The following is a 9,735-nucleotide window of genomic DNA, read 5'->3' as shown; positions in this document are numbered from 1 at the left end:
CGGAGTTGGAGGCCGCGTACTACGCTGCGAGGACACCCCACCACCAGGTGCCGGTGACTGTTTGAGTCAGTCTCCGGACACCCCGGGGCGGTTCATTCCGTGCGATGTCCGACGCGAGGGTTTTGAGCGGGTAGCCGCGCACCTCTGACCCACACAGGCTCACGACGAGATCGTACTTCGATCGGTTCTTCGATGACGACACCGTTTGTGCGGTCCGTATTGTCGCGCCGCCGAACCGATCTCCAATGGCAAGCACGTCCGTCAGTCCCTCGGGGATCTGGCCTGGCGTTGGCGACGCGCAGAACGCGGACACTGTCGCCGATGCGGCCACGGTTGGCGCGGAGGTGGTGGTCGTGGTTGTGGTGGCCGCCTGGGGCCGGTTACCGCTCGAGGCCGAACACCCCGACAAGAACGCCGCGATCGCCACGAAGGCGCCCGCTGCTCGCACCCGGTTATCCATGCCTAATCTCCTCCTCGCCCGGCGCGGATTCTTCGCAGCCGGTTCACCACCTGCGGCGCGTGAGCCAGCGCCTCGGGATTATCCAAGCACCTGTTCAAGAGCTGGGCATACCGGACTCCCGAGATTCCGAACTGCTCGCGGATCGCGTTCTGCTTCGCGCCGGCAGTGCGCCACCACGAGTGCTGCGCCTCGAAGTCGAGGATCGCCCGGTCGCGGTCGCTCAGCACGGCTGCTCCTCGAGCTGCTCGTCGATCCATGCCCGCTCGCGCGCGGTCAGTGATCGCGTGAGCGCCAGGAGCATCGGCACATCGACCCACAGCTCGTCGGCCACCTCGCTCGTGTGCCGAGTCCAGCGGAGCACGTCGACGAGCTGGTCGAGCTGGACGAGGCGGCGCGCGGCGATCGCCTCGACAAGGTGCTCCTCCATGGCGGACAGCACCGGCTCGACGGGCCGGACTCCGCGCTCGTCGTGCACGAGCTCGTGCGCGAGGGCGCACCGGCGCTCAGCCTGAGTCATCCGTGGATGGAGCTGCACGCGCCCGTCGGCGGCGTGGCGTCCGCGCACCGTTGTGGGTGCGTCGAAGGTGATGTCGAGGTGCGCGCGCCGACGGGCCTCGCGCCACGGATGCCATCTGGTCATACCGGACGTTCTACACGCGGCGACTGACAAGAAAACGCTCTGACCAGGAACTACACCGTTGTCATTTGCGCTACGCGTGGGCGCTCACGCCCCACCCTCCGGCCCCTCGTCGTCGGGAGCTTCCGCGTCGGCGTCCTGCGCGGCGTCGAACCGCTCCCGGTCGGTTGGCCCGGGCACGGTGCGCGCGGCCCAGCGCTCATCCTCGGCGGGGAGACTCGGCGCCTTGCGGCGGCGATCCGCAAGGCTCGGAACCTTCGGGTCCGGGTCGGGCGACGCGAGGGGGCCGCGACGCGACGGTGGCGCCATATCGGCGCGCGTACGTCGCGAGGGGTGCTCCAGGCGCTCCAGCCGCGCGCCGAGCTCAGCGACCAGGTCGCCACTCGGCACCTCCGCGAGCGGCTTCTGGACGACGTGCACCTCCAGGTCGCCCGGAAGGAGGACGCCGGCTGCGAGGTAGGCGTCCTTTACGTCGACGTCGAGCGCGATCGCTACTGCGCGGACGATCTCGTGGCTGCGGACTGGGCTCTTGCCGGACAGCCACTTTCCGACGGTTGCTTTGTCGACGCCAGCCTCCTCGGCAAGCGCCATGTTGGTGATGCCACGGCGTTCGATCTCGCGGCGCAGCCACGCGGCCCACGCATTCGGTTCATCTGCCATGTTGGGAGCGTATATCGGTTGCCACCTGCGCTTTCGACGTTGCGGCAACGCAACAGCGTGTCGTGGTGAATCACACGTCTGTCTTTCAGCACCTCCGGCCTCGGTTCCCGTGTGCAGCCGAGGCGCCACGATTCGGTCGAGATTTCTTTGCGTCGCTGGGTTGCGCCGCCGCAACCTTCTGTGTAGATTGAAGCGCAGCAACTTCGAGACGGGGTTGCTTCAACCAGGACAGACAGGAGACGCGCATGACGAGCGGATACGCCGTCAAGCGGGCCCGGCTCAACCGCGAGATGAAGCGCCGCAAGATCGCGGGCCCTACCGCCCTCGCCGAGGCGGCCGGAGTCGACAAGGCCACCGCGTGCCGAGTGCTCAACGGCACCTCGCAACCCGGCGTCAAGTTCGCGCGCGGACTGACGAAGGCGTGGGGGCTCGAGATCCCCGACCTCTTCGACTGAACGAAAAGGGGCGGCCCCGTTGCACCGGAGCCGCCCATCGCACCCAAGACCGGAACCGGAAGGAAACACGATCCAGATGCATCCCCAGAATATCACCCCTGCCAGCGAGGGCCAGGTCATCGACCTGCCGTCGACGACCGAGCGCATGATCGCGGCGCAGCAGCGCGCTCGCCGCCTTGCCCGCGCAGGCCGAGACACCGCCGCCGACATGCGCGGCGCCGCGCGCCGCCTACGCACGCTCTCGTGGGCGCACGACGCCATCGACCCCGCACACATCGCGGAATTCGAGGACATCGTCGCGCTCATCGCCGCCCGCGCCGACCAGCTCGCCGAGGCGGTGGCCCAGTGAACGCCGTTGCGCGCCTCGCGGTCGTCGGGTCCGCGCTGTTCCTCGGCGTGCAGGTCGCCCGCTGGGAGCCGGGCTTGGCGTTCCCGCTCGGCGTGATCGCCGCGCTGACCGTCGGCCTCTGGATCCTTCGCGCCTACCAGGCGCAGGTCGACGCCTACCGCGAGCTCGACGACGCCAGCGACGAAGCCGCCGGCCGCGTCCTGGGCCGCGAGTTCATCGCCGAGCGCCACGACCGCCGGGAGGTCCGTCGATGACCCGCCCGTCCCGCGTGCAGGTGATCTGCCCGACCTGCCGCACCCGCATTCCCGTCCATCCCAACGGCGCACTCATGGTCCACCGCGGCCATGGCGCCGGCCTCTGCCGAGGAGCCCAGCGATGACCGCCCCCGCCTCCGTAGTGTCCGCCCGCACCTTCATGCTCGGACTCCCTCAGCCCGGCGATGACCTCGTGATCGCGTGCATGGCCTGCTGGCCGCTCAGCGACGGGCACCTCGTGTTCGGCCCAACGTGGCCCGCCGATCGGCGCGACGAGGCCGAGGCCGAGTGCGCCCGGCACAACGCCGCCCGCCACCCGCAGGCGACGGAGGCTGCAGCATGACGCGCCGCGAGCAGCAGGAGGCCCGCGTCCGCGCCGTCCTGGCTGCTGCCGAGCACCCGACGATCGTCGCGTGGATCGAGCGCGGCCTCGTCGAGCTCGAGCGGCAGGCGAACCGCCCGTGGACGCCCGGCGGCCCGCGAGAGCCCGCCGCGTGGACACCCGCGCCCGACCCGGCGCACACCGCGCCCCCGAACCGATCCATCCTCCGCGACCTGTGGGTACTCGTCCGTGCCGCCGGTCTCAAGCCTCGCAAGGAGAACGAGAATGACCGGACCTGAATGCTTCGCTGGCCCCAGCGAATCGATTCCCACGATTGCCACCTACACCACACAGAACATCCTCGAAGGCATCGGACCGGCGATCGCCAACGTCCGCAGGGCGGCGAACATGAGCCAGGCTGGAGTCGCGGCCTCCATGTGCCGCTTGGGCGTTCAGTGGTCACAGGCGACGGTCTCGAAGATTGAGCTGAACCAGCGCATTGTTCAACTTCACGAGGGGGTAGCTCTCGCCACCCTGTTCCGATGCACGCTGGACCAATTCATTACGGGGGCGAACTACGAGGCGATCGCGGCAGGGCGTCGCCTGAACGAGATTGACGACCAGATCGCCGCCCTCCAGGGTGAGCGGGACATGCTGGTCGCTCGCCTTGAAGGCGGCGCACGATGACCGCCACCCTGCTCCCCGAGCCTCTCGAGCCCGGCTCGCCCGAGTGGCTCGCCAACATCAGCGCCTCGAAGGTCGCCGCCTTCCTCGGCCTGTCCAAGTGGGACACCCCGCACTCGATGCACCACGCCATGGCCGGAACCACGCCGCCCGAGAAGGAGACGCAGGTCCAGAGCGACGGCACGTTCTGGGAGCCGTCGATCCGCGAGTGGTTCGCCGCGGCCCACCCCGAGTGGGAGGTGCGCGAGACCTCGACGTGGCGCAACGACGAACGCCCCTGGCAGACCGCCGATCCCGACGGGCTCATCTACCCGGCCGACGCCGACCTCAACGCGAGCGCACTGGCCGGCGTCGAGATCAAGTGCGTGCACGACTACCTCGGCAGCGCCGGATGGGGCAAGGCGGGCACCGACCAGGTGCCGCCCTACTATCGCGTCCAGGCCGTCTGGCAGATGGACACCCTCGGCCTCGACCGTGTCGTCTTCGCGGTCTGCGGATTCCGAGAACTCATGGAGCGCAAGCCCGCTGAGTACGTCGTCGAGTACGACGCCAACGAAGCGACCGAGCTGCGCGCGCGGATGAACGCCGCTCGCATGGCACTCAAGCTCGGCCGCGAGCCGCGCGCCGACTACGCCCGCGAGGAGGACCGCCGCGTCCTCAAGTGGAAGTTCCCCGAGGTGTCGTCGGCCGGGCTCGACATACCCGACGAGATCGCGATCCCGTGGCTCGAGGCGCTCCTCGCCTTCGACCAGGCCGAGGCCGCCGAGCAGCGGGCCCGCGGCCAGCTCGTCGAGTTCATGGGCGGGGCGAAGGCCGCCCAGTGGGGCGGCGCGCTCCTCGGCACCCGACGCCGCACCACACCGCCCAGCTTTTCCAAGGCCAAGGGGCTCGACCCCGCCGCCCTACTCACCGACCACCGCAGCACCGACCAGGAAGCAGCCTGACCATGACCACCCTCGCCACCACCGCCCAGTCCGACCTCGTTCTCGCGGGCGGCCAGACCTTCTGGACCGACAACCAGATCGCCGTGCTCAACCAGCTCGGCGTCACCGACGCTGCACCCGCCGACCTCGCCGTGTTCTTCCATCAGTGCACCCGAACGGGCCTCGACCCGTTCGCGCGGCAGATCTACATGATTGAGCGCCAGGGCAAGCAGACCATCCAGACCGGCATCGACGGGTTCCGTCTCATCGCCCGCCGCGCTGTCGATCGCTCCGGCGAGCCCCTCGGCTACGAGGACACCCAATGGTGCGGGCAGGATGGACACTGGGTCGACATCTGGCTCGCCAGCGACGCCCCCGCCGCGGCCCGCGTGACGGTACTCCGCGGCGGCCAGCGCTACCCGGCGGTCGCACTGTTCACCGAGTACGCGGCGACGAAGAGGGCCGGCGGACTCACGCAGATGTGGGCCACCAAGCCCGCGCTCATGCTCGCGAAGTGCGCCGAGGCGCTCGCGCTGCGCAAGGCATTCCCGCAGGATCTCTCCGGCATCTACACGTCGGACGAGATGGCCCAGGCGGACGACGGCGGCGCGGCGCGCCAGCAGGTCGCGCCCGCACATGAGCCCGCGCCGGAGGCGAAGCCACTCACGGACGACGAGGCCGATTCGTTCGTGGCCGCGATCCGCGAGGCTGACAACGCCGAGGATCTCGCCGCCATCTGGGAGGTGCTGCGCCAGACCGCTCCCGGCGAGCACGGCGACCGGATCCGCGCGACCTACGCCGAGCGCCGCGGGCAGATCGAGCGCGGCGAAGTGACGCAGTCCAGCGAGGCTGACGAGGCGAGCCAGGGCACTCTCGACGACCAGCCGCTCGATGTCGAGGTCGAGCGTGACGGAGACCCGTCATGAGCGGCGGCCACGGGCGCCGATACCGGCGCGAGCGCCGCCACCAAGACGACCCGCCCATCAGCCGCACCATGTGGACTCAGTGCCCCGAGTGCGGCAAGCGCTCCTTCGCCTCACGCAAGAAGGCCAACCGGTACGCCAGGGCCGAGAACCTGCGAGGGATGACCACCTACGAGTGCGGTCGCAACCCTGGCGCGATCCACCTCGGCCACCTCCCCGACGGCGTGATCGCCGGCCAGTACGCCCGCGACGACATCCGCCGCGGAACCCTCAGGCGGCCCGCATGAGCACCGAAGGACTCGCGCGGCGCGACGACGGCTGGTCCGCGGTCCAGGCCGCCGACGCCGCTGTCAACCGCGAGTACCGCCCGCACTACGAACAGGCGCTCATCGAACTCATCGCACTCGGCAAGCCGTTCACCGCCGACGACGTGGAGCAGCGCGCCGAGAACGACGCCGAAGGATGCCCGTGCCTCGCGACGGGCCCGCACAGCCCGAACCTCATCGGGTCCGTGCTCGGCCGCGCCGCCAAGTGCGGCCGGATCCGCCGAACCGGCGCCCGACGCCGCTCCACCCACCCGGCGCGCAACGCCGCGTACAACCCTGTCTGGAGGCCCGCATGACCGCCACCCATCAGCCCGAGCTGTTCAAGCCGCTCGCCGAAGTCGCACCACTGTTCGGCCACCACTACGAGTGGCTCCTGAACCGTTGCAAGGCAGGGGCATTCCCGCACCACAAGATCGGCCGTCGGTACTTCATGACCGACTCGGACATCGCCGCGGCTCAGGCGCTCCTCGCCGTCGGTGCAACCGAGCAACGCGACCCGCACGGCCTCCGTCCACGGTCGCGCGCGCACCTCAACGGAGCCGGGAGGCGCAGGCGATGAGCAACCCCGACGGCCGCCCACGCAGCCGCCACACCCACTGCACCCGCCCAGGCTGCACCGCCCCCCACTACGCCCGCGGGCTCTGCCGCGCCCACCACGCGAAGTGGGGGGCGGCCGGACGCCTCGCACGCCGCGTCGACGCCGCACCCGCCCGGGCCCACCTGCTCGCGCTCGTCGCGGCCGGCGCGACGTACGTCCAGGCGGCCTCGGCCGCCGGTATCGCGCCGCGCACCGCGCACGAGATCGCCAGTGGCAAGCGGACCACCGTGCTCAGCGACACCGTCGAGAAGATCCTCGCCGCCCGCTGGACCGCGCCCGCGCGACGTCCGACCCAGACCGTCCCGTCGATCGGCACCATGCGCCGCCTGCAGGCGCTCGGCGCCATCGGCTGGTCGACCACCGCGCTCGCCCGCCAACCCGAGATCACCTGCACCGCCATGGGGCTCGGCACCATCCGCAGCGGCGAGCACGCCACATGCCTCAAGGGCATCGCCGACGAGGTCGCCGCCGTCTACTCGCAGCTATGGGACCAGCCGCGCCCCGACGGCGTGCAGGTGCTCAACAGGGCCGCACGCGAGGGTTGGGCTCTGCCGATGGAGTGGGATGACATCGACGACCCCGCAACGGATCCGGTGCGCTCTCGGCGCACCGGGGCCGGCCAGCGCGACGCCGCCGAGGAGCGCCGCGAGGCCATCGCTGCCTGGCTGGACCTACCGGAGGCGGCGCGCGGCAGCGTCGAGGCCCTCGCGTACGAGCTCGGCTGCACGAAGCGCACCGTCGAGCGCGACAAGGCCCGCATCCGCCGCGAGCGCGCGCAGGAGGCGGCATGACCCCGCGCCCCGTCATGCTCACCGACGACGAGGCGCGGGTGCTCCGCGAGGTCTGGCCGCTCACCCTGGGGCACATCATCGCCAATCCCGCCGACGGCATCCAGTCCCTGCGCAACTCCTGTGCACACAGCGGAGGGGGAGGGTGGCAGCGGTGGATCCAAGGCAACCGCATCCACATTGAGCACCACGAGTGGCTCCCTGACGTGCTGGCGGACACCTGCCCGGACTGGTGCAACGACCCCGAGTTCTGGCACACCCCGGACGGCAAGCACATCAACCGATGGCGCCGAGGCGACGTGCTGTTCGAGGGTTCGATCACTCTGCCGCGCGTCCAAAGGTGGGCCGAAAGCCTGCCCGCAGAGCTGCGGGCTCGCGCGCTCGTGGCATGGCGGACATGGCCGGAGAACACCCGAGACCTCGACGAGCTCGCGCGCATCGTCCGCGAGGCCCTAGACGCGCACTGCGGTGCACCTGCCGAGCTCACCCACTACGCCGGCCAAATCGTCGGCCAGGAGGCGCTGTGGTGACCCCGATTCCCGGCTGGCGCGACTGGATGGACGACGAGCCGTGGCGCGTCGCCATGGTCTGCTACGACTCCACCACCTGCACCCACCCCGACCACGTGAAGGCCGCCCGCGCCCGCTGGGCCGCGATGTGCACCCTCGACCTCACAGGCTTCGCCTCCGCGCTCCACGACGAGCACTGCACCCTCTGGATGCAGGCCCGGTTTCACCCCAAGGTCATGTTGCGGGCCGCCACGCGGGAGTGCGGGCTCGGCGGCCAGCGCCACGTCGCGCACTTCGCTGCCCTCCCGTGGGTGATCGAGCTGCACGCTCGACACGCCGCCGTCGATGTCGAGTTCACGGACGCCGACGGCACCCGCCACATCCCGGGCGAGCTGCCGGGCCAGGAGGTGTTGTTCTGATGGCGAAGGACTCTCGGCCGTACCTCAAGCTCTCGCTCGACTTCGTTAATCACCCGAAGGTGCTCAAGCTCGCCCCGGGCGTCCGATGGGTGCTCCTTGAGTTGTGGACGCACTGCGCGACGTACCGGACTGACGGGATCATCGACGCCTCGGCGGCCCATCGGATCGCGAACGCGCGGCAGCGTGCGGCGCTGATCGAGGCGGGGTTCATGCGCCGGATCGAGAACCCAGCTGGGTTTCCGGCGCGTGCAGAAAACGTGCAGGATGACGTCATCCAGCACGAAATCTGCACGCAGAATGCATACGAAATGCATGACTATCTGGCGCACCAAATGAGCCGTGCAGAGCAGGAGGAAAAGGCACGTATCAGCAGGTCAAACGGCAGAAAGGGCGGGCGTCCGAAGGGGTCGAAGAAAAACCCAGCTGGGTTCGCCACAGGAACCCAGACCGAACCTGAAATAGAAGTAGAAGTAGAAGTACCTACTTACGTAGGTACTGCAGCCAGAAACGTACCGAGCGCGAGCACGCAGCAGCCCGAGGTCTCCACGCACTTCGCCGACGGCACACCGATCCCCGGCGAGGCGTCCGCCGCGGTCGTCCCGATCCGTCGACCGGCGCGAGCCACCGACGCCGCCCGGACCCTCGCCCGCCTCGGAGCCCCCGACGGCACGCCCCGCGCCGCCATCGACGACCTCGCCGGCGCGATCCAGGCGCTCATCGACGACCCGGACGTGCACCGGCCGGACCTCGAAGCCGCGATCGCCGCGTGGTGGCGCCGGCCCGGCATCGGCGTCGGCCTGCTCCGCGGCCTGGTCCTCGACGCCGCCAAGGCGCGAGCCGGGGGAGCGTCCGGACCACCCGGCGCCCGACCCGAAGCGAAGCAGCGCACGTACGCAAACCTCATCGCCAAGCTCGAAACCCAAGCCGCACAACAGCAGGAGATCGAATCGTGACCGTCACAGCCGCCGACGCAGCTCGCGTCCAGATGTTGATCACCGTGTGGCACACCAGGACCGCGCTCCGGGCCGACGACGAGGAAGCCGCGATGTTCGTCGCCGAGGGCTGGGCCCGCGCCATGACCGCACACGGTGTGACCTTGGCCGATGCGCTCGCAGGCGTCGAAGCGCGAGCCATGGCGGACCCGAAGCTCCACGCCCCGGAGCTGGCCGAGGTCATCGCCGCAGCGCTGGCGATCCGCTCGAAGCGCGCCAACGCCGACATCGACGCCAGGTCGATCGCTTCCACTGCGGCGCAGCCGGATCCGTTCACGCCCGAGGTACTCGCGATCCGCTGCCCGGAGTGCCTCGTCCCGCCCGGCGACCGCTGCGTCATCGACAGCCCGACGGGCCAGCTGCGGGAGGCGCGCAAGCCGTGCCGAAGTCGAAAGACCACCACCGAGGAGGGTGGAAACATGCTCTGACCTTGGCT

General features: G+C 70.1%; 19 protein-coding genes. 16 read left to right on the top strand and 3 right to left on the bottom strand.

The window, feature by feature from the left end:
- Positions 1-462 precede the first annotated feature (462 nt).
- The 3 genes from ABZX10_RS22200 to ABZX10_RS22190 form a co-directional block, all read right to left on the bottom strand.
- A complete protein-coding gene (locus ABZX10_RS22200; RefSeq protein ID WP_355545299.1) occupies positions 463-687 on the bottom strand; it encodes a DUF3263 domain-containing protein in 225 nt (74 codons plus the stop codon).
- Entirely contained in the window at positions 681-1,100 is a 420-nt protein-coding gene (locus tag ABZX10_RS22195) for a hypothetical protein (protein ID WP_355545296.1), read from the bottom strand. The genes ABZX10_RS22200 and ABZX10_RS22195 overlap by 7 nt, the downstream gene beginning before the upstream one ends.
- Positions 1,101-1,184: 84 nt before the next feature.
- The gene (locus tag ABZX10_RS22190) at positions 1,185-1,757 is read right to left on the bottom strand and encodes a helix-turn-helix transcriptional regulator (protein ID WP_355545293.1); all 573 of its coding nucleotides are present in this window, start codon (positions 1,755-1,757) and stop codon (positions 1,185-1,187) included.
- A gap of 245 nt (positions 1,758-2,002) precedes the next feature.
- On the opposite strand from ABZX10_RS22190, the gene ABZX10_RS22185 reads away from it, so the two are divergent.
- The 16 genes from ABZX10_RS22185 to ABZX10_RS22110 all read left to right on the top strand — a co-directional run bounded on the left by ABZX10_RS22185 (position 2,003) and on the right by ABZX10_RS22110 (position 9,727).
- A complete protein-coding gene (locus ABZX10_RS22185) occupies positions 2,003-2,212 on the top strand; it encodes a helix-turn-helix transcriptional regulator (RefSeq protein WP_355545290.1) in 210 nt (69 codons plus the stop codon).
- Positions 2,213-2,288: 76 nt separating this feature from the next.
- A complete protein-coding gene (locus tag ABZX10_RS22180; protein ID WP_355545287.1) occupies positions 2,289-2,561 on the top strand; it encodes a hypothetical protein in 273 nt (90 codons plus the stop codon).
- Positions 2,558-2,815: a hypothetical protein gene (locus tag ABZX10_RS22175; RefSeq protein WP_355545284.1), complete on the top strand. Its 258-nt coding sequence runs from the start codon at positions 2,558-2,560 to the stop codon at positions 2,813-2,815. Before ABZX10_RS22180 ends, ABZX10_RS22175 begins: the two co-directional genes overlap by 4 nt.
- Before the next feature lie 121 nt (positions 2,816-2,936).
- On the top strand, positions 2,937-3,158 hold the full coding sequence (locus tag ABZX10_RS22170) for a hypothetical protein (protein WP_355545281.1): 222 nt from the start codon (positions 2,937-2,939) through the stop codon (positions 3,156-3,158).
- Positions 3,155-3,436: a hypothetical protein gene (locus tag ABZX10_RS22165; protein WP_355545278.1), complete on the top strand. Its 282-nt coding sequence runs from the start codon at positions 3,155-3,157 to the stop codon at positions 3,434-3,436. The genes ABZX10_RS22170 and ABZX10_RS22165 overlap by 4 nt, the downstream gene beginning before the upstream one ends.
- On the top strand, positions 3,423-3,824 hold the full coding sequence (locus ABZX10_RS22160; RefSeq protein ID WP_355545275.1) for a helix-turn-helix transcriptional regulator: 402 nt from the start codon (positions 3,423-3,425) through the stop codon (positions 3,822-3,824). Before ABZX10_RS22165 ends, ABZX10_RS22160 begins: the two co-directional genes overlap by 14 nt.
- The gene (locus ABZX10_RS22155; protein ID WP_355545272.1) at positions 3,821-4,765 is read left to right on the top strand and encodes a YqaJ viral recombinase family protein; all 945 of its coding nucleotides are present in this window, start codon (positions 3,821-3,823) and stop codon (positions 4,763-4,765) included. The genes ABZX10_RS22160 and ABZX10_RS22155 overlap by 4 nt, the downstream gene beginning before the upstream one ends.
- Before the next feature lie 2 nt (positions 4,766-4,767).
- Positions 4,768-5,670 carry a phage recombination protein Bet gene (bet, locus tag ABZX10_RS22150; RefSeq protein ID WP_355545269.1) on the top strand — a complete coding sequence of 301 codons (903 nt, stop codon included), beginning with the start codon at positions 4,768-4,770 and terminating at the stop codon, positions 5,668-5,670.
- Positions 5,671-5,738: 68 nt separating this feature from the next.
- The gene (locus ABZX10_RS22145; protein WP_355545266.1) at positions 5,739-5,954 is read left to right on the top strand and encodes a hypothetical protein; all 216 of its coding nucleotides are present in this window, start codon (positions 5,739-5,741) and stop codon (positions 5,952-5,954) included.
- Positions 5,951-6,289, top strand: a complete 339-nt coding sequence (locus tag ABZX10_RS22140; RefSeq protein ID WP_355545263.1) for a hypothetical protein — start codon at positions 5,951-5,953, stop codon at positions 6,287-6,289. The genes ABZX10_RS22145 and ABZX10_RS22140 overlap by 4 nt, the downstream gene beginning before the upstream one ends.
- On the top strand, positions 6,286-6,552 hold the full coding sequence (locus tag ABZX10_RS22135) for a hypothetical protein (protein WP_355545260.1): 267 nt from the start codon (positions 6,286-6,288) through the stop codon (positions 6,550-6,552). Before ABZX10_RS22140 ends, ABZX10_RS22135 begins: the two co-directional genes overlap by 4 nt.
- Complete coding sequence (locus tag ABZX10_RS22130) at positions 6,549-7,382, top strand: hypothetical protein (RefSeq protein WP_355545257.1); 834 nt, start codon at positions 6,549-6,551, stop codon at positions 7,380-7,382. Before ABZX10_RS22135 ends, ABZX10_RS22130 begins: the two co-directional genes overlap by 4 nt.
- Complete coding sequence (locus tag ABZX10_RS22125) at positions 7,379-7,909, top strand: hypothetical protein (RefSeq protein ID WP_355545254.1); 531 nt, start codon at positions 7,379-7,381, stop codon at positions 7,907-7,909. Before ABZX10_RS22130 ends, ABZX10_RS22125 begins: the two co-directional genes overlap by 4 nt.
- The gene (locus ABZX10_RS22120; RefSeq protein WP_355545251.1) at positions 7,906-8,307 is read left to right on the top strand and encodes a hypothetical protein; all 402 of its coding nucleotides are present in this window, start codon (positions 7,906-7,908) and stop codon (positions 8,305-8,307) included. Before ABZX10_RS22125 ends, ABZX10_RS22120 begins: the two co-directional genes overlap by 4 nt.
- Positions 8,307-9,260, top strand: coding sequence for a hypothetical protein (locus ABZX10_RS22115; protein ID WP_355545248.1), 954 nt, complete (start codon positions 8,307-8,309; stop codon positions 9,258-9,260). Before ABZX10_RS22120 ends, ABZX10_RS22115 begins: the two co-directional genes overlap by 1 nt.
- A complete protein-coding gene (locus tag ABZX10_RS22110) occupies positions 9,257-9,727 on the top strand; it encodes a hypothetical protein (protein WP_355545245.1) in 471 nt (156 codons plus the stop codon). Before ABZX10_RS22115 ends, ABZX10_RS22110 begins: the two co-directional genes overlap by 4 nt.
- The last annotated feature ends 8 nt before the right edge of the window (positions 9,728-9,735 follow it).

Source organism: Tsukamurella sp. NPDC003166, assembly GCF_040611135.1.
Lineage (GTDB): Bacteria > Actinomycetota > Actinomycetes > Mycobacteriales > Mycobacteriaceae > Tsukamurella.
Note: the sequence above shows the minus strand (reverse complement) of the source record. Positions and strands in the feature narration are given on the sequence as shown.

What these genes read in the sequence shown, in the direction of transcription:
- ABZX10_RS22195 (WP_355545296.1), bottom strand. Translation starts at nt 1,100, where the DNA reads ATGACCAGATGGCATCCGTGGCGCGAGGCCCGTCGGCGCGCGCACCTC.
- ABZX10_RS22190 (WP_355545293.1), bottom strand. Translation starts at nt 1,757, where the DNA reads ATGGCAGATGAACCGAATGCGTGGGCCGCGTGGCTGCGCCGCGAGATC.
- ABZX10_RS22185 (WP_355545290.1), top strand. Translation starts at nt 2,003, where the DNA reads ATGACGAGCGGATACGCCGTCAAGCGGGCCCGGCTCAACCGCGAGATG.
- ABZX10_RS22180 (WP_355545287.1), top strand. Translation starts at nt 2,289, where the DNA reads ATGCATCCCCAGAATATCACCCCTGCCAGCGAGGGCCAGGTCATCGAC.
- ABZX10_RS22170 (WP_355545281.1), top strand. Translation starts at nt 2,937, where the DNA reads ATGACCGCCCCCGCCTCCGTAGTGTCCGCCCGCACCTTCATGCTCGGA.
- ABZX10_RS22165 (WP_355545278.1), top strand. Translation starts at nt 3,155, where the DNA reads ATGACGCGCCGCGAGCAGCAGGAGGCCCGCGTCCGCGCCGTCCTGGCT.
- ABZX10_RS22160 (WP_355545275.1), top strand. Translation starts at nt 3,423, where the DNA reads ATGACCGGACCTGAATGCTTCGCTGGCCCCAGCGAATCGATTCCCACG.
- ABZX10_RS22155 (WP_355545272.1), top strand. Translation starts at nt 3,821, where the DNA reads ATGACCGCCACCCTGCTCCCCGAGCCTCTCGAGCCCGGCTCGCCCGAG.
- bet (WP_355545269.1), top strand. Translation starts at nt 4,768, where the DNA reads ATGACCACCCTCGCCACCACCGCCCAGTCCGACCTCGTTCTCGCGGGC.
- ABZX10_RS22145 (WP_355545266.1), top strand. Translation starts at nt 5,739, where the DNA reads ATGTGGACTCAGTGCCCCGAGTGCGGCAAGCGCTCCTTCGCCTCACGC.
- ABZX10_RS22140 (WP_355545263.1), top strand. Translation starts at nt 5,951, where the DNA reads ATGAGCACCGAAGGACTCGCGCGGCGCGACGACGGCTGGTCCGCGGTC.
- ABZX10_RS22135 (WP_355545260.1), top strand. Translation starts at nt 6,286, where the DNA reads ATGACCGCCACCCATCAGCCCGAGCTGTTCAAGCCGCTCGCCGAAGTC.
- ABZX10_RS22130 (WP_355545257.1), top strand. Translation starts at nt 6,549, where the DNA reads ATGAGCAACCCCGACGGCCGCCCACGCAGCCGCCACACCCACTGCACC.
- ABZX10_RS22125 (WP_355545254.1), top strand. Translation starts at nt 7,379, where the DNA reads ATGACCCCGCGCCCCGTCATGCTCACCGACGACGAGGCGCGGGTGCTC.
- ABZX10_RS22115 (WP_355545248.1), top strand. Translation starts at nt 8,307, where the DNA reads ATGGCGAAGGACTCTCGGCCGTACCTCAAGCTCTCGCTCGACTTCGTT.